The organism is Ruegeria sp. BG3 (genome assembly GCF_056538485.1).
The window spans coordinates 76,677-94,800 of the sequence record NZ_JBQFTE010000010.1; the positions used below are offsets into that span (position 1 = coordinate 76,677).

The window sequence follows — 18,124 nt, forward strand, 5'->3', positions numbered from 1 at the left end:
CGTCTGCGGCGTGACAGGGTGGAAACGATATGCTCAACTTCTTACGTGACATCTAGACACGTAAACAAGGAGGATCGCCATGAGCGTGAGCGCACATCTGACGGAACTGAAGAAGAAGCACGAATCTCTCGGTCTCGAAGTGGAACAAGCTCAACGCGCGCCAGGCATTGATGATCTTCATATCGCCCAGCTAAAGAAACAGAAGCTAAGGCTGAAGGAAGAGATCGAGCGCTTATCGACCTAACCTTTAAGACTGGCGCGCGCCGCAACCACGGCCCCGCCGGTGATCAAGACCGCCGCGATCGCCAATGTCCATGTCGGCATGGCGATCCCGGCAAAAACCAGAACCACGGTAGACAGCAAAGGTGCAGCATATGAGCTCGTACCCAGCATCTGAATGTCGCCCTGCTTGACCCCGATATCCCAGACATAGAACGCCAGACCGACCGGCCCAAGGCCAAGGGCCAGTGTCGATATCCAGCTGAGCGTGGTGTCCGGCCAGACCGGTGCCTCAAGCGCGAAATGCAGGCACCATGAGGCGATCGCCGTGAACACGCAGAACACCGCGACCGAGCTTGTGGGCGTTTCTCCCAGCTTCCGTGACAACACGGAATAGCCCGACCATGTCAATGCGCATAGGAACGCCAGCGCGTATCCCGGTAGGTGGGCGGCTTGAAACCCGGCGCTGCCGCCTCCGGTGATGATCAGCGCAGCCCCGGCAAAGCCCAAACAGGCCCCGATCAGGTGGCCAGCGCGCAGATTCTCTCCGGGCAACAGGCCCGAGAACAGGACGATAAGCAGTGGCCAGAGATAGGCGATCAGCCCCGCCTCGGCCGCCGGGGCCATCCGAAGGGCCGAGAAGTATAGCGCGTGGTAGCCAAACAGGCCCACCGTTCCAAAAGCGTAGACTTTCCAACTGATGCGGCGCAGCTGGGACAATCCGCCAGATCGCCACGTCCAGACAAGCCCCAAAGTACCGCCGATACTGAAGCAGATCGCATTCAGTAGAAGCGGCGGTGTTGGGGCTGACCCGACTGTGAACAGGGCCAGCAGCGCCCAAAGCAAAACCGCAATGAAGCCGATGGCGGTGGCGCGTTGTCTGGTCATGTGGATGAGACGTCTTCTACAGGAACTATGGTGAATTCATCCGAGATATGAGCGGTTTTTTCAATCTCCGCAACAAACCAATCGCGAAATGCTGCGACCTGAGGCCGGTTTTCCGCTCCGGGCAGGCAGAGAAAGCGAAAGCGGCCTTTGGTCTCAATGGCGGTTTTGAACGGCGCGACAAGCCGCCCCTCCACCATGTCCTTGATAATCATCGCCCGTCGCCCCAAAGCCACGCCCACTCCGGCGACAGCAGCGTCAATCGCGTGGTCCGCGTTAGAAAAATGTGCCCCGTGGGTCGGCGTGAACTCCACGCCAACAGCCCTAAACCACGTCGGCCAATCCGCCGGAGGTTTTAGAAAAGCAATCGAGTCGTCATGAATCAGAGGCGCGTCGCGCAGACTTTCGGGAGTTGTGAACTCAGCGGCCAATTCGGGCGTCATGACCGGTGTCAGCCACTCTTTGCGAACCGGCAGGCAATAGAGGCCATCATCCCCGCCATAGCCAAATCGTATCGCGACATCCACATCATCCCTTTCAAGGTCCATATTGCGCAGGGTGGCTGAGAACCTCAGGTCGATTTCGGGATGTGCGCGGGCAAAATCGTAAAGGCGCGGAGCCAGCCATTTGGCGGTCAGCGCAGGTCCGGCCGTCACCGTGAGGGTGGTGTTGTCCTGAAGCCTTCGCGTAGCGGCCCAAGCCGCCTTGAGTGACGCAAACCCCTCGGCAGCCCCCGGGGCAAGGGCTTTGCCCGCCTCGGTCAGTTCGACCGCGCGATTCAGGCGGCGAAACAGCGGATGGCCCAAATGGTCCTCAAGCGACTTGATCTGGAAGGAAAGCGCCGCGGGCGTGACGTTCAACTCTTCTGCGGCTTTGGCAAAGGACATGTGCCGCGCGGCAGCGTCAAAGGCGCGCAAAGCGGTGAGAGGGGGAAGGCGATCACTCATATCACTTAAGTAATACTTATCTGAATGCTTGAAAACTCTCGTTTGTGCCTTTTTCAATCAAAGGTCATGTTTAGGGCAAGTCAAGTTCAGCTTTAGCAAAGGGGATCCGCCATGATCGAGATGTCAACAAACCCGTCTGTCCAGATTGCAATTCGTCGTGCCCATGAAGAGCGCAGCAAGCTTGTTCACAAAGTTCTGGGATGGGTGTTTGGTTCCCGCTGACCGCAGCGCGCGCGGACTTACGGGATAAAGAAGGGCCGGTCCAAAAGGACCGGCCCGTTTTCGTTCAGTGCGTTGAAATCAGACGAAGAACTGAGCGCCGTTGGCCGAGATGGTCGACCCATTGATGAACTGCGAATCGTCGGACGCCAGGAAGGCGACGCAGCGCGCGATTTCCTCTGGCTCACCCAATCGGCCGGCCGGAATCTGGCCGATGATCGACTCGCGGACCTTCTCAGGCACAGCCATAACCATTTCGGTTGCGATGTAGCCGGGGCAGATCGCGTTGGCGGTGATGCCCGCACGCGCGCCTTCCTGCGCCAGCGACTTCACGATACCCAGATCGCCCGCTTTGGTGGCTGCGTAGTTCACCTGAGCGAACTGGCCTTTCTGACCGTTGATCGAGCTGATGACGATGACGCGGCCGAACTTACGCTCGCGCATGCCGGGCCAGACCGGGTGTACGGTGTTGAAAACGCCGGTCAGGTTGGTGTCGATGACCTGATGCCACTGTTCAGGCGTCATCTTGTGGAAGGGCGCGTCGCGCGTGATGCCCGCATTAGCGACGACGATGTCGATGGGACCGACCTCGGCCTCGACCTTTTCGATACCCGCTTTGGATTCGTCATAATCGGCTACGTTCCACTTGTAGGTGGCGATGCCGGTTTCCTCGGTGAATTTCGCTGCGGCTTCGTCATTCCCCGCATAGGTGGCGGCAACATTGTATCCTTCGGCCTTGAGCGCCTTGGAAATTGCTGCGCCGATGCCGCGAGAACCGCCGGTTACGAGTGCTGTACGTGCCATGGATGACTCCTCCAATTTTGGTCGTCTTGGTAATTCTGTTACTCTGAGAGAGAATGTTGCGCAATATCGTTTCGTGTTCGATCTTGTCTTTCTGTCTGGCGATATTGTCGCAGTGGTTGTGTAAAGCTTGATTGTAACAAAAAAGGGCGTCCAGTGGACGCCCTTTTCTATTTAGATGTCAACGCACTTAGTCGCGCTCCACGCAGAGGGCGACACCCATGCCGCCACCAATGCAGAGGGTGGCCAGACCCTTCTTGGCATCACGGCGCTTCATTTCGAAAAGCAGCGTGTTCAGAACACGGCAACCGGATGCTCCGATCGGGTGGCCAATGGCAATCGCGCCACCGTTCACGTTCACGATCGACGGGTCCCAACCCATGTCCTTGTTCACGGCGCAGGCTTGCGCGGCGAAGGCTTCGTTGGCTTCGACCAGATCCAGATCGTCAACCGACCAACCTGCTTTCTCCAACGCTTTACGCGAGGCATAGATCGGGCCAACACCCATGATCGACGGGTCAAGACCGGCAGTCGCGTAGGATGCGATACGGGCCAGAGGTTCAATCCCGCGCTTTTCGGCGTTCTCAGCCGACATCAGCAGGGTCGCCGCCGCGCCGTCGTTCAGGCCCGAGGCGTTTGCCGCAGTGACCGAGCCGTCTTTGGTGAAGGCCGGGCGCAGTTTGGCCATTGCTTCCATTGTTGCGCCGTGACGGATGTATTCGTCCTTGTCCATTACGATGTCGCCCTTGCGGGTTTTGATGGTGAACGGAACGATCTCATCCGCGAATTTGCCCGCGTTTTGCGCGGCTTCGGCTTTGTTTTGTGAGGCAACGGCGAATTCGTCCTGCATGTCGCGGCTGATCTGCCATTTCTCGGCGACGTTCTCGGCGGTTTGGCCCATGTGATAGCCGTTGAACGCATCCCACAGACCGTCGCGGATCATGGTGTCGATGTATTTCATGTCGCCCATCTTGTGGCCCGCGCGCAGGGCGGCAGCGTGGGGAGACAGTGTCATGTTTTCTTGTCCGCCAGCGGCGACGATATCCGCATCGCCCAGTTGGATGTGCTGAGCGCCTAGGGCAACAGCGCGCAGGCCCGAGCCACAAACCTGGTTAATGCCCCAAGCCGCGCTTTCCTGCGGCAGACCGGCGTTGATATGCGCCTGACGTGCGGGGTTCTGACCCTGAGCAGCTGTCAGGACCTGACCCATGATGGTTTCGCTGACTTCGCCTTTGTCGACGCCGGCGCGTTCGACGACGGCTTCGAGGACGGCAGCGCCCAGATCATGTGCGGGGGTATTGGCAAACGAGCCGCCAAAGCTGCCCACACCTGTGCGTGCGGCGGATGCGATTACTACATTGGTCATATAATTTGTCCTTTACCGTCGTGGTCCAGCGGGAAATGTGACGACGCGGACAGCAGAGGGCCTCCTCTGCCCGTACCAGAGCGCCAATTTCTCCCCCCTCTAGTGCCTTCTGCAATAACGTAATGCTGCACTTGCAGCAACGGACAGCTTGCCTCAGGTGGCAATCAGGCAAGTGTTCGCGCGCCGATTGTCTAACTAAGTCCCTGTTTTGGAGTTTCTTTCTGCCTTCCACGGCGGCGACAACGACGGCGCGCCAAATAGGAAACCCTGCATGCAATCGACACCGCTTGCGCTCAGAAACGCTGCGTCCTGCGGATTTTCAACTGATTCGGCTGTGACCAAAATTTCGAACTCTCGCGCGACTGCGATCAATGCACGGACGAGGGCCTGGTTGTCGGGGTCGTTGCTGATGCCGCGAATGAATTGACCGTCGATCTTGGCGGCATCAAACAGGAATTCGCGGAAATGCCGAAAGCTGAAATTGCTTGCGCCGAAATCGTCCAGAGCAAAGGCAATACCACGCTCCTGCAACCTGTCCATCAGGTCGATCACCAGTTCGGGCACCTGCATCGCCGATTTCTCGGATATCTCCAAAATCAGTCGTTCGCCCAGATTGCTATCCCGTTTGAGAAAGCGATCTAGAATACGAGACCAGTGCGAATACCCGATCGAGCGCGCCGACATGTTGATCGACAGCCGGATCTGAGAGTTCCTGACCAGCGTCTGCAACCCCATCTCTAGCGCGATGCAATCCAGCTCACGCCCGATCGGCGTGTTTTCCACCTGAGGCATGAAATCCCGCGCAGGGATGACCCGTCCGGTTTCATCCAAAACGCGGATCAGCCCTTCGTAGAAGGCAATGTTATGAGGGGCCTGTGCTTGCATTACCGGCTGAAAGGCCAGTTTGCATTGTTTGTGCCGCACCGCATCCGAGGCCATCTGCAATACAGATTGATCCCGCCCGGAAACTGCCGAGGTCAAAGGGCTGTCGGGCCCTTCCCCTGACTCTGCAACTGTCTTGTCCCGCATGCGCGCTGATCCCGAATGGCTCTCCGGTCGCAGTGTCGCAGGAAACAGATGAATCTGCGGTTAATGCAGGTGATGATTAGCGCGCAGATTGCCACGCATGGCTGAGGGAGGCCGCTGCTCCGAACACCGCGCCCAATACACCAAGGACCATCATGGAGAACCCGATCAGGACAAGCGCTGATGCTGCCGTTGCGATGGCGGCGAACATGGCCAGAAGCACACCCAGCAGTCCGACTGTGGTTGATACGGTTGTTACTCGGGTCATTCCGGCCTCCGGTCACTGGTTACGTCACGCCTGACGCTCCATATGGACCGATCGGGCCGGATTTCAACCAGAGTGGCGTGGTGTCGCGCCGGGATCAGGCCTGTTTTGCTGCGGAATTAGGCAAGTTTTCGCGAGTCTGCTCGAATCCGGGCGTTCCAAGATCTTCAGGGTGGCGGGCCAGATGCTTTGCCTTGATCTGCTCTGAGCTGTCCCGGCTTCCATCATGGCTATAGCCGGGCGGGGCAAAACAATAGGCTAGGCGTTGTTTCAGCGTCAGCCCCGGTTGGGTCGCATCGTGCCATATGCCGACCCATTCGTGAAAGGCTACGCGCAGCGGGTTGAAGGTGGCGATGTTGTGAACCAGCCCGTAGTCTACGCGGTCGTTCTCTTGCTCGGGGACAAAAGTGCCGAACATCTTGTCCCAGATGATGAAAACGCCAGCATAGTTGCAATCCAGATAGCGCGCGTTGCGGCCGTGATGCGCCCGGTGATGGCTGGGAGTGTTCATCACCGCTTCGAACCAACGGGGCATTTTGCCGATGGCTTCTGTGTGAATCCAAAACTGGTAGATCAGGTTCAGCCCGCCCACGAATAGCACCATCGCCGGGTGAAAGCCCAGCAGGATCAGCGGCGCGCGCACCACCATCATGAAGGTAAACGTATAGGTCCATGTCTGCCGCAGCGCGGTGGTCAGGTTGTAGTGCTGCGAACTGTGGTGGTTCACATGGCTGGCCCAGACCCAGCGGATACGGTGACCGAACCGATGAACCCAGTAATACCGCAGGTCATCCAGCACAAAGCACAGGATGATAATCGGGATCGACGTACCCAGATCGAGCGGCGTGATCCGCCACAGCCACATGAAGAACCCATAGGCGATGAAGCCAAGAAGGAACCCCGACGCAATATTGCCTGCCCCCATGATCAGAGAGGTCACAGCATCGCGAGTCTCATACCGCCCACCACGGCCTTTGACGGCGATCCAGACGAATTCGGCCAGAATGGCGGCGATGAAGAACGGGACGGCCCATTGGACGGCATCGGGAAAGGTGATTTGATCGGTCATGCGGCCTCCATCAAGTTGCGCCAGTGGGGGCGCTCGAGGTCATCCAGATGAATGATGGCTTTGGGTGTGCCGAAATCGTGGAACAGAATCTCGAACCCGTCGGTGCGGTCCAGCAAGTCATAGTCCAGCAGATGCTGCGCTACAGTATCCGCGCCAAAGGACCAGAGGAGACCCGGCCCTTCTTCCGTCCGCACCAGCGCGGCATGGCGATCATGGGCAACAGTTACGTCAATAACTGTGTCTTCCGGGAAGTGCCGAACCCATTGTTCGCGCGCGGTTTCAGGCGACAGAACGCGCCGCTGCGATCTGCCGGTCAGATGCAGCAACAGAGTAACCCCGGCGATCCCGCCGACCACAAGCACCAACAGAATTTCCAGTGGCATTCCATCCTCCTGCGCACAGAGTGCGGATCGGAGGATGGGCTGTCAAAGGTGGCGTTGCGTCAGCTTAGCTGTTGGCCTCGACCAGAGTCGCAATGATCGACTTCGCGCTATCCGAGTTCCATTCGGCATCGCCGATCAGGCGGGCGATTTCATTGCCGTCGGGGTCGATGATGACCGTGATCGGCAAACCGATAACACCCATCTCACGCGCCACGGCTTGTGAGGGGTCCTGATGGCGTGGCAGGTTGTCGATGCCGTTTTCCTCGAAGAACTTCTTGATCCCGGCAGGCGAGTTTCGCCCGGTTGCAAGGGTTAGAACCTCGAACTTGTCGCCTCCGAACTCGTCTTGCAGCTCGGCAATCTGGGGCATTTCCTTGCGGCAGGGCGCGCACCAGGTGGCCCAGAAGTTAAGCAGGACGTATTTGCCCTTGTAATCCGCAAGTGAGGCCGTGCCGCCATCATCTTCCAGTTGGAAGTCAACCGGCGTCACCGGCTTGGGTTCTTTATGCAGGATCAGCCGTTTCAGGCTGTCTTCGCGCAAGGGGCCCAGCGTTTCGGCATCGGTCGCCAAAGCGGCATTTGCACCCAGCGCAAGGGCCATATAAAGGGGGATCAGACGAAATAGGCGCATATCAACTCCGGGTTTTCTTACATGACCGATCAATCCTCGAACCAGATGTGGGGCGGCCGCTTTGCCGCCGGTCCAGACGCGATCATGGAGGCAATCAATGCCTCGATCGGGTTCGATCAGCGGATGGCAGCCCAGGACATCGCAGGCTCGCGCGCCCATGCCGCTATGCTGGCGGCGACAGGCGTTATTAGTGATAGTGACGCGCAGGCCATTCGGGAAGGGCTGCTCACAGTCTTGTCAGAAATCCAGAACGGGGAATTTCAGTTCTCGACCGCGCTGGAAGACATCCACATGAATGTCGAAGCGCGCCTGAAAGAGGTGATCGGTGAACCCGCGGGCCGTCTGCACACGGGTCGGTCGCGTAATGATCAGGTGGCGACCGATTTCAAACTTTGGGTACGTGACCAGTTGGATGCGGCGGAAACCGGTCTTCTGGCCCTGATCCGCGCGCTTTTGGCGCAGGCCGAGGCCGGGGCGGATTGGGTCATGCCCGGCTTTACCCATCTGCAAACCGCGCAGCCTGTGACCTGGGGCCATCACATGATGGCTTATGTCGAGATGTTTGGCCGCGATCTGTCCCGCGTGCGCGATGCCCGCGCGCGCATGAACGAATCCCCCCTCGGGGCCGCCGCGCTGGCCGGGACATCCTTCCCCATCGACCGGCACATGACGGCTGAGGCGCTGGGCTTTGACCGCCCCTCTGCCAATTCACTGGATGCCGTCAGCGACCGCGACTTCGCGTTGGAGTTCCTGTCCGCTGCCTCGATCTGCGCCGTCCACCTGTCGCGCTTTGCCGAAGAGCTGGTGATCTGGTCCTCGGCCCAGTTCCGGTTTGTGACGCTCTCGGATCGGTTCTCGACCGGGTCCTCGATCATGCCGCAGAAGAAAAACCCAGACGCGGCAGAGCTGATCCGCGCCAAAGCCGGCCGCATCTATGGCGCGAACACCGCGCTGATGATGGTGATGAAAGGCCTGCCGCTGGCCTATTCCAAGGACATGCAGGAAGACAAAGAGCAGGTCTTTGACGCCGCCGACAACTGGATGCTGGCTCTGGCGGCGATGGAGGGCATGGTCAAGGACATGACTGCCAACCGCGACAGCCTTGCCGCAGCGGCTGGGTCGGGTTTCTCAACCGCGACCGATTTGGCCGATTGGCTTGTACGGGTTCTGGGTCTGCCGTTCCGCGATGCCCATCATGTCACCGGTTCGCTGGTGGCGATGGCTGAAAACAAGGGCTGCGACCTGCCTGATCTGACCTTGGAAGACATGCAGTCGGTCCATGCGGATATCACCGATGACGTCTATTCTGTTCTTACTGTCCAAAACTCGGTAAACTCGCGCCAATCCTATGGTGGCACCGCCCCCGATCAGGTGCGGGCGCAGGTTGAGCGATGGAAGGCGCTGGTGTGATGACAGTTCTACGCATAGCGGTGATTGTAGCGGCTGGGTTCGCGCTGGCCGGATGTGGCGCGGATGGTGAGCCGGTTCAGCCAACGGCAAGCGTGGGTGTTGGCGTCGGCTCGAGCGGAACGCATGTGGGCGGAGGTATCGGCTTCCGCCGCGGGGGCTTTGGCCTCTATCTGGGCGTTTAATCGCTGATCTCGTTGTAATTCCGGGCAAAACACCCAAGTAGGGTCTGGCACGCCAAGGCGCGGCCCTTCTTTCTAGTACTCAGAGACTGATCTCATGCGAATTTTCGGATTTCTTCTGGCGCTCGTCGCGCTTGCGGCTTGCGAGCCGACCTCCAGCCAACGGCCGGCGCCGCAAAAAGAGCCCAATTCAACCGGAGTCTCAGTGTCCGGCTACGCGCGTGTCGGCGTGTCGAACGATTTTTGAACGCCCTGCAGCGTATCGTTTCAGTGCGAATCCATTGATCCATAGGGCGGTTTTGGTCTAATCGCGCTTCTATGGATCACTTTCTCTACCGCGACGGCGCGCTTTTCGCCGAGGATGTCCCAATCTCCGAAATCGCAGCCGCGGTCGGAACCCCGTTCTATGTCTATTCGACTGCGACCCTGTTGCGGCATTTCAAGCTGTTCGATGACGCGCTTGAAGGCACTGATCACCTTGTCTGCTATGCGATGAAGGCCGCCAGCAATCAGGCGATCCTGAAAACGCTGGCGCAGGCGGGTGCTGGAATGGATGTGGTCTCGGGCGGGGAATACCTGCGCGCTAAGGCCGCCGGTGTGCCGGGCGACAAAATCGTCTTTTCGGGCGTTGGCAAGACGGCGGATGAGATTCGCACAGCGCTGACCGGCGGCATCCGCCAGTTCAACGTCGAATCCGAGCCCGAGATGGAAGTGATCAACGCGGTGGCGACGGAGCTAGGTGTGGTTGCGCCGATCACCGTTCGGGTGAACCCGGATGTGGACGCCAAGACCCATGCCAAAATCGCAACCGGCAAGTCCGAGAACAAGTTCGGCATCCCGATCTCGCGCGCGTCCGAGGTCTATGCGCACGCGGCCGCTCTGCCGGGGTTGGAGGTGATCGGCATCGACGTCCATATCGGCTCGCAACTGACCGAGCTTGAGCCGTTTGAGCTGGCCTACACCAAGGTCGCCGAACTGACTGAGCAGTTGCGTGCAGAGGGCCACAACATCCGCCGCCTCGATCTGGGCGGTGGGCTTGGCATTCCCTACACGCGCTCGAACGACGCGCCGCCTCTGCCGTTGGAATATGGTGCGCTGATCAAGAAAACGCTGGGTCATCTGGGCTGTGAAATCGAAATCGAACCCGGTCGCCTGATCGCGGGCAATGCCGGTCTGATGGTCAGCAAGGTGATCTATGTGAAATCCGGCGAAGGGCGTGATTTCCTCATCCTTGACGGAGCGATGAACGATCTGATCCGCCCGGCCATGTATGAGGCGCATCACGATATCGTTGCGGTACAGGAACCCGCAGCTGGGGTCGAACAACAGCCCTATGACATCGTGGGCCCGGTTTGCGAATCCGGTGATACTTTCGCCAAACAGCGCAACATGCCGCCGCTTGCACCGGGTGATCTGATCGCCTTCCGCAGCGCCGGGGCCTATGGCGCGGTGATGGCCAGCGAATACAACACGCGCCCCCTGATCCCCGAGGTTTTGGTGCATGGGGATCAATTTGCCGTAATTCGTGAACGCCCAAGCTTTGACGAAATCATAAACCGCGATACCATACCTGAGTGGCTCTGACGCGGTAGGCGCGCGGGCCAACTCTGGAGGCCCGCTTTGAGCGACAAACCAAACCTACCCGTTCCCCGTCTGTCCGTGTGGATGACACATGCCGGATTGCTGGCCGAGCAGGTATTGCGCGCGTTTTGGCCGTTTTTCTCGGTTTTGATGGCTGTTTTGGCCGCATTGATGCTGGGTCTGCATGATCTTGTGCGGGTTGAGATCGTGTGGGGTGTAGCTGTCGTGGTTACTATTGCGCTGCTGGTCAGCGCGATCTGGGGGATTCGGCAAATCCACCTGCCTTCACGCGCCGAAGCGCTGGCCCGATTGGATGAAACCCTGCCCGGGCGTCCGATTCAGGCATTGATGGATGATCAGGCGATTGGTGCGGGGGATGCGGATTCGGTTGCCCTCTGGCAGGCGCACAAGGCGCGGATGGCGGACCGCGCGGCGCAAGCGCGCGTTGCCAAACCCGACCTCCGACTGGCGTCGCGTGATCCTTATGCCCTGCGCTACGCGGCTTTGCTCGCGTTGGTGGTCGCGGCCCTGTTCGGTTCTTTCTGGCGGATTGGCTCGGTGGCCGAGATGGCGCCCGGAACGGCGGTGGCAGGGCAAGGGCCGACATGGGAAGGCTGGGTCGAACCCCCACGCTATACCGGACTGCCGACGCTCTATCTGGCCGATCAGACCGGCCCCACGCTGTCGATCCCGCAAGGCAGTCGCGTCACCCTGCGTTTCTATGGCGAGGTCGGCGCGCATAGCCTGACCGAAACAAGCTCTCCCCTCGGTGCCGAGGCCGCGACCGAAACTGAGCAGGATTTCACCGTCGCCCGTTCAGGCCAGATGCGCATTGATGGCCCCGCAGGACGGGATTGGATGGTGGACGTCATTCCCGACACCCCGCCGAGCATTGCGGTTGCTGATAAGGCCGAAGCCGAGGCAGGCGGGCAGATGAAGCTGCCCTTTGCGGCCTCGGATGACTACGGGATCGTCTCCGGTTCGGCGGTGATCGAGTTGGATATGACCTCGGTTGATCGTCGCTATGGTCTGACGGCTGACCCGGAACCGCGCGAGGTGATCGAGGTCGAGTTGCCAATGCCGATCACCGGCGACCGTGCAGATTTCACCGAGGATCTGATTGAGGATTTCTCGCAGCACCCATGGGCGCATCTGCCGGTTCGTATCACGTTGATGGCGCGCGACGCCTCGGATCAGGAAAGCACCTCCGAGCCATATTTGACCGATCTGCCTGCGCGCCGGTTCTTTGATCCCTTGGCGGCTGCGGTGATCGAACAGCGCCGCGATCTGCTCTGGTCGCGGACCAACGCACCGCGAGTGGCTCAGGTGCTGCGGGCGATCTCACACCGGCCCGAGGAATTGTTTCGCTCCGACACCGCCTATCTGCGGCTGCGGGTCACGCTGCGGCGGTTGGAAACCTTCAACGACTACGGTTTGAAGGACAAGCAACAGGCCGAGATCGCGCAGGCCCTTTGGGATCTGGCGGTTTTGATCGAAGACGGCACTCTGGCAGACGCGCTGGAGCGGATGCGCCGGGCGCAGGAGCGCCTCACTGAGGCGATGCAAAACGGGGCCAGCGATGAGGAAATCGCCGAGCTGATGCAGGAACTGCGCGAGGCCACGCAGGACTACCTGAACCAGTTGCAGCGTCTTGCGCAGGAAAACGGCGACAGTGATGAGCGCCAGTCCGGTCAGAACGGCGAAAGCATGCAGATGACGCAGGACGATCTTCAGGCCATGATGGATCGCATTCAGGAATTGATGGAACAGGGCCGCATGGCCGAGGCGCAGCAGGCGCTGGAAGAGTTCCAACAGATGATGGAGAACATGCGTGTCACCCAAGGCCAAGGGCAGGGTGGTCAATCCGAAGGGCAGCAGGCCATGGAAGGCTTGGCCGAGACCCTGCGTGAACAGCAAGGTCTGAGCGATCAGGCGTTCCGCGATCTGCAGGAACAGTTCAACCCCGGCGCTCAGGCAGGCGAGAACCAAGGAAATGAAGGCCGAAATGGCGGTCAGGGCCGCGGCGAAAGCCACGAGGGTCAAGGCGGTCAGGGTCAAGGTTCGGATCAGGCGGGCGAAGGCCAACCGGGTGAGGGGTCTTTGGCGGATCGGCAGCAGGCCCTGCGGCAAGAACTGAACCGACAGCAACAGGGTTTGCCCGGTGCAGGCACCCCCGAAGGCGACGCGGCGCGCGATGCGTTGGGCCGCGCAGAAGGTGCCATGGAAGAGGCGGAGGAGGCGCTGCGCGGCAATGATTTGGCCGAAGCGATCGACCGTCAGTCCGAAGCGATGGAGGCCCTACGCGAAGGCATGCGGTCCTTGGGTGAGGCCATGGCGCAGAACCAACAGAACCAATCCGGACAAGGTACCGAGGAAGGTGAGGCGCAAGCCAACAGCCGTGATCCGCTTGGCCGCAATCCCGGTGCGGCCGGGTCGATTTCAACCGATGACAACCTGTTGCAGGGTGAAGACGTTTACCGCCGCGCGCGTGAGTTGCTGGACGAAATCCGCCGTCGGACCGGTGAAACGGACCGGCCCGAGATCGAGCTGGAATACCTCAAGCGTCTGTTGGAACGGTTCTGAGCCGCTATATCGTTTCGGCTTAAACCTGAGACAAGAATACCCTGTCACGCTTTCAGCGTTATCGGGACATTCGTGTCACTTGATGACTAAGGTAAAACTCGAAACGCTCTATTCCTGCGGCGCGCCTGCCCCGGCCTGCGTCTCAAGCCAGATACGGGCCTGATCAATCAAAGAGACGTAGGAGTCCAGCACCGGATCGGCTTGCGGTACGGCCTCACTGATCTGTTGCGCATTGCCATAGATCAGATACAGGATCACGCCGATGATCAGCATCACGGCAAAGCCGCGCACAAAGCCGCGGGATTGCTTGGCCGGGGGCGTGTCGTCGCCCTCATCGCTCAACATGCCTGAATTGATGGTCTCAACGTCAGGAAGCGCATCCTTTTGGCCGGCATCCTCGGCGGTCTCGGTCGCAGTCGGGCGCTTGATCTGAAACTCGGGTTCGACAGAATCCTCTAGCGCCAGATCGGGTTGCGTCTCAAGGCTGCTGCCTTCTTGAGAGCGCAGCTCCGCCTCACGCGCGGCCTCTTCCTTCAGAATGCTCGCAACGGCCGGATCGACATTGCCGGTTTTGCCGGTATCGGACGGCGCCTCATCAACAACTTCGACTTCTGTGTCGGGTTCAGGGGTCGGCTCTGGCTTAGCGTCCGGCTCGGCGGTGGCATCAGGCGCCTCAGTAACGGGTGCTGCGTCTTCGGGGTGCTTGGGCTGAAACCACGTCTGGTCACAGGCGGAGCACTGCACATCGCGCCCCTCTTCGGGGATCACCTCGTCCGGCACTTCGTACTGAGCGCCGCAATTCGGACATGTAAGTCTCATACTGCCTCCCCGGCCTGACGTTCGGCCCGATAGTAGTTTTTTCAGGGATGATATTCCGTTAAGACCCAACAGCAAAGGGCGTTTTCGGTTTCATGGGGCAAGTGTCGCCAATTGGACCCGGTGCAGGCATTGAAACCGCAGGCAAGCTCGGGCAAGAAGATCGGCAAAAGAACTGGGGACACCTGTGATCGAGCTGGAAAATGTCAGCTATACCTATGGCGACGGCGCATTGCTGAGCGATGTCTCAGTCAAATTGCAGCCCGGCTCGTTCCATTTCCTGACCGGACCTTCGGGCGCAGGCAAAACCACGTTGCTGAAGCTGTGCTATGGCGCGTTGTTGCCGACCTCGGGTCGGCTGAGCGTGTTTGACGAAGATATCGCGCGTCTGGATCGGGATCAGATGGCCCTGCTGCGGCGTCGGGTCGGTGTTGTGCATCAGGATTGCCAGTTTCTGGATCACATGACACTGGCTGAAAACGTAGCCCTGCCTCTGATGGTGTCGGGCCGTGCCGAGTCGGAAGAGCAGGACAACCTGACTGAGCTTTTGTCCTGGGTCGGGTTGGGTGCACGGTTGGACGCGCATCCGCCTGAACTGTCGGGCGGCGAACGGCAGCGCGCGGCTTTGGCCCGAGCCGTAATCCTGTCGCCCGACGTAGTGCTGGCAGATGAACCCACTGGCAACGTGGATTGGGAGATGTCGCAACGGCTGCTGCGTCTTCTGATCGAGCTGAACCGCATGGGCAAGACCGTCCTGATCGCTACCCACGACCTGAGCTTGATCCGGGCGGCCAAAAGCCAGGTTCAGGCCCGCGTGTTGCGTATCTCGCAGCGCAAACTGAATCTGGCCGGAGCGGACCTATGAGCAATGGCGACATCCGCAACCTGTTGCGCCGAGATACGCGCGCGGACCGCGTTGTCCCTCCGACCGGGTACACCGCGCATCTGACCCTATTTGTTTCGGGCGCAATGGCGTTTCTGGCGGTGTTTGCACTGGCGCTTTCGCTGGCCTCTGGCCGGATTGCAGACCGTTGGGCCTCGGAATTGGCGGGGGCTGCCACCTTGCGCATCAACGCCCCGGCCGAGCAGATGGCGGCACAGACGGAAACCGCCCTGACCGTTCTTGGCCAGACACCCGGCGTCGCCTCGGCCCGCGCGCTGACGGCCGAGGAACAAGCCGCGCTGCTGTCACCATGGTTCGGGCCGGACTTGCCGATTGAAACGCTACCTATCCCGCAACTGATTGAAATTGTTGAAGGTGAGCCGGGTCTGGACACGGCGGGTCTCCGCCTGCGATTGGGCGCCGAAGTACCCGGAGCGGTTCTGGATGACCACACCCGCTGGCGCGAGCCCTTAGTGGATGCGGCGATGTCCCTGCGACGGCTGGGCTGGGTCTCGATCCTGCTGATCGGTGGTGCAACTGCGGCGATGATCACGCTGGCGGCCAATGCCTCGCTTGCTGCGAATGCCAGTATCATCGCAGTGCTGCGGCAGGTGGGCGCGCGGGATCGGTTCATCGCGGGCGCATTTGTCCGCCGCTTTACCTACCGCGCCTTCTTCGGCGCATTTGTCGGGACGATATTGGGGATGACAGGTGTTCTGCTCTTGCCCGACCCCTCGGACGAGGGCGGATTTCTGACCGGAGTAGGGTTTCAGGGGCTTGGCTGGGTGTTGCCCTTGCTGATCCCCGTTCTGGGCGCTGTGGTTGCCTTCTTCGCCACCTGGACCGCCGCCCGCCGCAAGTTGAAGGAGCTTTCCTGATGTCACAGGGCTTTCAATGGATCCGTTCCCTGATCTTCATGATTGTGATTTACGTTTGGATGTTGATCCTTGGAATCGCCTATCTGCCATACGCGATCTTCACGAAACAGGGCGCATTGCGCGCATGCAAAACTTACGCGCGCAGCACGATGTGGTTGGCAGGATGGATGGTCGGCATAAGGTGCGAGGTGCGTGGCACGGTACCAACCGGCGAGGTCGTCATCGGGGCCAAGCACCAGTCTTTCCTTGATATCATCATGATCTTCGACGCCATCCCGCATGGTAAATTCATCATGAAACGAGAGCTTCTCTGGACCCCAGTCATCGGAATGTATGCGCGTCGTTTGGGCTGCATCCCGGTCAATCGCGGCAAGAAGGGTGCGGCAGTGGCCAAGATGGTCAAAGACGTCGCCAAGGAATTCGCCGAACCCGGCCAACTGGTGATTTACCCTCAGGGCACCCGCGTCGCCCCCGGTCTGTCCAAGCCCTATAAGGTTGGCACGGCGATCCTGTACAACGGGCTGGGCTTTCCCTGTGTGCCGGTTGCAACCAATGCCGGCGTGTTCTGGCCGCGCAGTGGTATCTTGCGCAAACCCGGGTTGGCGGTTGTCGATTTCCTCGACCCGATAGAACCGGGTGTCGAACGGGACGCGTTTCTGAGCCGTTTGGAAGATGTGATCGAGACACGCTCAGACGCTTTGATGAAAGAAGTGGGGTTTGATCCGGATGGAGTTCATTGAAGACATACCGAGCCTAGAGGCACTCTATGGCACGCCCGCTGCGCCGTCATTGCGTAAGGTCGCGCACAGCCTGAAGCCGCTCTACAGGCAATGGATCATGGCCTCGCGCCTATGTATTCTAAGTACCGTTGGCCCCGAAGGCGTCGATGGCAGCCCGCGCGGGGACGATGGGCCCGTTGTTTTGGAGCTTGATCCCAACACGCTGGCAATGCCGGATTGGCGGGGGAACAATCGTCTGGATTCGTTGCGCAACATTGTTCGTGACCCGAGAGTCTCGCTGATGTTCATCGTGCCTGGCTCCAACACTGTGGTCCGCCTGAACGGGACGGCACGGGTATCCGCGGATCAAGGGTTGAGGGCCCGGTTCGGAAAACAAGGCAAGCAACCGGCCACCGTGATTGTTATCCAGATTGCCGAGATTTACACCCAATGCGCCCGGGCCTTGATGCGGGCTGGTACATGGACCAGCGGCGATCAAAGCGAAGGATTGCCCACGGTTGGCGAGATCCTTGCAGAAGCCTCATCCGGTGAGGAAGGCGGCGCGCAATACGACTCCCAATGGGGCGCGCGCGCCGCAAAGACGATGTGGTAGGCACGGCTCCTAGATAGCCTCTGCGCCAATTCTGGCGACCTTTGATATCCAGCGATCGACGCTTCCCGGCTTTGGCTCACTGGCCCCTGCGAAATATGTAAACCGCGTTGGCTTGAAGCCGACGAAGCCGAGTATCTGATCGCGGACTTGCCGGATCAATGCTTGACGGTAGATCAGGCGCATGAACCAGCCAGGTGTGTCCGAGGTCAGGATGACGCGTGCGGTGCGGCCGGTCAGCATCGGGGCCGGAAAGCCCAGCTTGGTGGTGTTTCGGGTATCGAAGGTTCGTCCCGGGATGAACATGCGATCGATCAGGCCTTTAAGCTTTGCGGGCAGGCCACCCCACCACATAGGCGCGGTCATAACGAGATGGTCGCTCCATTCGAAATCTTGCAACAGCTTCTCAAGCTCGGGTTCGAGGGGTTTGAACTCGTGATAGTTGCCCTGCCCAAAATCGAGATCGAACTGAAGGTCGCTCAGATGGATCAGGCGGACGTCATGACCGTTCTGGCGCGCAGCGTCGCCGTAGGTTTTCGCAAAAGTACGGGACAGGCTGCTTTCGGCGGGGTGCCCGTCGAGGATCAGGATTTTCTTGGCGTGCATGGGATGTCTCCTAAAAATGACCGTGGTCAGTTTATTAGGTATAAAAAT

The 18,124-nt window shown here is 59.7% G+C and carries 20 protein-coding genes; 9 read left to right on the forward strand and 11 right to left on the reverse strand.

Annotation, left to right across the window (positions count from 1 at the left end):
• The first annotated feature begins 79 nt into the window (after positions 1-79).
• Positions 80-244, forward strand: coding sequence for a YdcH family protein (locus ACR0AI_RS16225; protein ID WP_170379030.1), 165 nt, complete (start codon positions 80-82; stop codon positions 242-244).
• Here the strand turns inward: ACR0AI_RS16225 and yddG are convergent.
• The 9 genes from yddG to ACR0AI_RS16270 all read right to left on the reverse strand — a co-directional run bounded on the left by yddG (position 241) and on the right by ACR0AI_RS16270 (position 7,811).
• Positions 241-1,107, reverse strand: coding sequence for an aromatic amino acid exporter YddG (gene yddG, locus ACR0AI_RS16230; RefSeq protein WP_480675547.1), 867 nt, complete (start codon positions 1,105-1,107; stop codon positions 241-243). The genes ACR0AI_RS16225 and yddG overlap by 4 nt on opposite strands.
• Complete coding sequence (locus ACR0AI_RS16235) at positions 1,104-2,051, reverse strand: transcriptional regulator GcvA (RefSeq protein WP_480675549.1); 948 nt, start codon at positions 2,049-2,051, stop codon at positions 1,104-1,106. The genes yddG and ACR0AI_RS16235 overlap by 4 nt, the downstream gene beginning before the upstream one ends.
• Before the next feature lie 300 nt (positions 2,052-2,351).
• Complete coding sequence (gene phbB / locus ACR0AI_RS16240; RefSeq protein ID WP_170379024.1) at positions 2,352-3,074, reverse strand: acetoacetyl-CoA reductase; 723 nt, start codon at positions 3,072-3,074, stop codon at positions 2,352-2,354.
• Between the two features lie 187 nt (positions 3,075-3,261).
• The gene (locus ACR0AI_RS16245; protein ID WP_170379022.1) at positions 3,262-4,437 is read right to left on the reverse strand and encodes an acetyl-CoA C-acetyltransferase; all 1,176 of its coding nucleotides are present in this window, start codon (positions 4,435-4,437) and stop codon (positions 3,262-3,264) included.
• A gap of 195 nt (positions 4,438-4,632) precedes the next feature.
• Positions 4,633-5,466, reverse strand: coding sequence for an EAL domain-containing protein (locus tag ACR0AI_RS16250; protein WP_480675551.1), 834 nt, complete (start codon positions 5,464-5,466; stop codon positions 4,633-4,635).
• A 76-nt stretch (positions 5,467-5,542) separates the two neighbouring features.
• Positions 5,543-5,731 (reverse strand): hypothetical protein, encoded by a 189-nt coding sequence (locus ACR0AI_RS16255; RefSeq protein ID WP_170462645.1) that lies wholly within the window; start codon positions 5,729-5,731, stop codon positions 5,543-5,545.
• Positions 5,732-5,825: 94 nt separating this feature from the next.
• Complete coding sequence (locus tag ACR0AI_RS16260; RefSeq protein ID WP_480675553.1) at positions 5,826-6,797, reverse strand: sterol desaturase family protein; 972 nt, start codon at positions 6,795-6,797, stop codon at positions 5,826-5,828.
• Positions 6,794-7,180, reverse strand: a complete 387-nt coding sequence (locus tag ACR0AI_RS16265) for a hypothetical protein (RefSeq protein WP_480675555.1) — start codon at positions 7,178-7,180, stop codon at positions 6,794-6,796. Before ACR0AI_RS16265 ends, ACR0AI_RS16260 begins: the two co-directional genes overlap by 4 nt.
• A 64-nt stretch (positions 7,181-7,244) precedes the next feature.
• Positions 7,245-7,811, reverse strand: coding sequence for a TlpA disulfide reductase family protein (locus ACR0AI_RS16270; protein ID WP_480675557.1), 567 nt, complete (start codon positions 7,809-7,811; stop codon positions 7,245-7,247).
• A gap of 21 nt (positions 7,812-7,832) precedes the next feature.
• Here ACR0AI_RS16270 and argH point away from each other — a divergent pair, with 21 nt between their 5' ends.
• From argH to ACR0AI_RS16290, 4 genes are all read left to right on the forward strand, one after another.
• Complete coding sequence (gene argH, locus ACR0AI_RS16275; RefSeq protein ID WP_480675559.1) at positions 7,833-9,221, forward strand: argininosuccinate lyase; 1,389 nt, start codon at positions 7,833-7,835, stop codon at positions 9,219-9,221.
• Positions 9,221-9,403: an argininosuccinate lyase gene (locus tag ACR0AI_RS16280; RefSeq protein WP_170469036.1), complete on the forward strand. Its 183-nt coding sequence runs from the start codon at positions 9,221-9,223 to the stop codon at positions 9,401-9,403. The genes argH and ACR0AI_RS16280 overlap by 1 nt, the downstream gene beginning before the upstream one ends.
• Positions 9,404-9,718: 315 nt before the next feature.
• Positions 9,719-10,984 (forward strand): diaminopimelate decarboxylase, encoded by a 1,266-nt coding sequence (lysA, locus tag ACR0AI_RS16285; RefSeq protein WP_480675561.1) that lies wholly within the window; start codon positions 9,719-9,721, stop codon positions 10,982-10,984.
• A gap of 36 nt (positions 10,985-11,020) precedes the next feature.
• Positions 11,021-13,564: a TIGR02302 family protein gene (locus ACR0AI_RS16290; RefSeq protein ID WP_480675563.1), complete on the forward strand. Its 2,544-nt coding sequence runs from the start codon at positions 11,021-11,023 to the stop codon at positions 13,562-13,564.
• Positions 13,565-13,672: 108 nt separating this feature from the next.
• Here the strand turns inward: ACR0AI_RS16290 and ACR0AI_RS16295 are convergent, their stop codons facing one another.
• Complete coding sequence (locus ACR0AI_RS16295) at positions 13,673-14,383, reverse strand: zinc-ribbon domain-containing protein (RefSeq protein WP_480675565.1); 711 nt, start codon at positions 14,381-14,383, stop codon at positions 13,673-13,675.
• A gap of 184 nt (positions 14,384-14,567) precedes the next feature.
• Between ACR0AI_RS16295 and ACR0AI_RS16300 the strand changes: the two genes are divergently transcribed.
• Genes ACR0AI_RS16300 through ACR0AI_RS16315 form a run of 4 tightly spaced genes read left to right on the forward strand, consistent with a single transcriptional unit; the run spans position 14,568 to position 17,473 of the window.
• Entirely contained in the window at positions 14,568-15,245 is a 678-nt protein-coding gene (locus tag ACR0AI_RS16300; RefSeq protein WP_170379000.1) for an ATP-binding cassette domain-containing protein, read from the forward strand.
• Positions 15,242-16,141 carry a cell division protein FtsX gene (locus tag ACR0AI_RS16305; protein WP_480675567.1) on the forward strand — a complete coding sequence of 300 codons (900 nt, stop codon included), beginning with the start codon at positions 15,242-15,244 and terminating at the stop codon, positions 16,139-16,141. Before ACR0AI_RS16300 ends, ACR0AI_RS16305 begins: the two co-directional genes overlap by 4 nt.
• Positions 16,141-16,881, forward strand: coding sequence for a lysophospholipid acyltransferase family protein (locus ACR0AI_RS16310; protein ID WP_480675569.1), 741 nt, complete (start codon positions 16,141-16,143; stop codon positions 16,879-16,881). The genes ACR0AI_RS16305 and ACR0AI_RS16310 overlap by 1 nt, the downstream gene beginning before the upstream one ends.
• Positions 16,868-17,473, forward strand: a complete 606-nt coding sequence (locus ACR0AI_RS16315) for a pyridoxamine 5'-phosphate oxidase family protein (RefSeq protein ID WP_480675571.1) — start codon at positions 16,868-16,870, stop codon at positions 17,471-17,473. The genes ACR0AI_RS16310 and ACR0AI_RS16315 overlap by 14 nt, the downstream gene beginning before the upstream one ends.
• Before the next feature lie 9 nt (positions 17,474-17,482).
• Here ACR0AI_RS16315 and ACR0AI_RS16320 read toward each other — a convergent pair whose 3' ends face one another.
• On the reverse strand, positions 17,483-18,076 hold the full coding sequence (locus ACR0AI_RS16320) for an NAD(P)H-dependent oxidoreductase (RefSeq protein ID WP_480527382.1): 594 nt from the start codon (positions 18,074-18,076) through the stop codon (positions 17,483-17,485).
• Between the last annotated feature and the right edge of the window lie 48 nt (positions 18,077-18,124).

Coding starts and splice junctions, on each gene's coding strand:
- ACR0AI_RS16225 (WP_170379030.1), top strand. CDS start 80: ATGAGCGTGAGCGCACATCTGACGGAACTGAAGAAGAAGCACGAATCT.
- yddG (WP_480675547.1), bottom strand. CDS start 1,107: ATGACCAGACAACGCGCCACCGCCATCGGCTTCATTGCGGTTTTGCTT.
- ACR0AI_RS16235 (WP_480675549.1), bottom strand. CDS start 2,051: ATGAGTGATCGCCTTCCCCCTCTCACCGCTTTGCGCGCCTTTGACGCT.
- phbB (WP_170379024.1), bottom strand. CDS start 3,074: ATGGCACGTACAGCACTCGTAACCGGCGGTTCTCGCGGCATCGGCGCA.
- ACR0AI_RS16245 (WP_170379022.1), bottom strand. CDS start 4,437: ATGACCAATGTAGTAATCGCATCCGCCGCACGCACAGGTGTGGGCAGC.
- ACR0AI_RS16250 (WP_480675551.1), bottom strand. CDS start 5,466: ATGCGGGACAAGACAGTTGCAGAGTCAGGGGAAGGGCCCGACAGCCCT.
- ACR0AI_RS16255 (WP_170462645.1), bottom strand. CDS start 5,731: ATGACCCGAGTAACAACCGTATCAACCACAGTCGGACTGCTGGGTGTG.
- ACR0AI_RS16260 (WP_480675553.1), bottom strand. CDS start 6,797: ATGACCGATCAAATCACCTTTCCCGATGCCGTCCAATGGGCCGTCCCG.
- ACR0AI_RS16265 (WP_480675555.1), bottom strand. CDS start 7,180: ATGCCACTGGAAATTCTGTTGGTGCTTGTGGTCGGCGGGATCGCCGGG.
- ACR0AI_RS16270 (WP_480675557.1), bottom strand. CDS start 7,811: ATGCGCCTATTTCGTCTGATCCCCCTTTATATGGCCCTTGCGCTGGGT.
- argH (WP_480675559.1), top strand. CDS start 7,833: ATGACCGATCAATCCTCGAACCAGATGTGGGGCGGCCGCTTTGCCGCC.
- ACR0AI_RS16280 (WP_170469036.1), top strand. CDS start 9,221: ATGACAGTTCTACGCATAGCGGTGATTGTAGCGGCTGGGTTCGCGCTG.
- lysA (WP_480675561.1), top strand. CDS start 9,719: ATGGATCACTTTCTCTACCGCGACGGCGCGCTTTTCGCCGAGGATGTC.
- ACR0AI_RS16295 (WP_480675565.1), bottom strand. CDS start 14,383: ATGAGACTTACATGTCCGAATTGCGGCGCTCAGTACGAAGTGCCGGAC.
- ACR0AI_RS16305 (WP_480675567.1), top strand. CDS start 15,242: ATGAGCAATGGCGACATCCGCAACCTGTTGCGCCGAGATACGCGCGCG.
- ACR0AI_RS16310 (WP_480675569.1), top strand. CDS start 16,141: ATGTCACAGGGCTTTCAATGGATCCGTTCCCTGATCTTCATGATTGTG.
- ACR0AI_RS16315 (WP_480675571.1), top strand. CDS start 16,868: ATGGAGTTCATTGAAGACATACCGAGCCTAGAGGCACTCTATGGCACG.
- ACR0AI_RS16320 (WP_480527382.1), bottom strand. CDS start 18,076: ATGCACGCCAAGAAAATCCTGATCCTCGACGGGCACCCCGCCGAAAGC.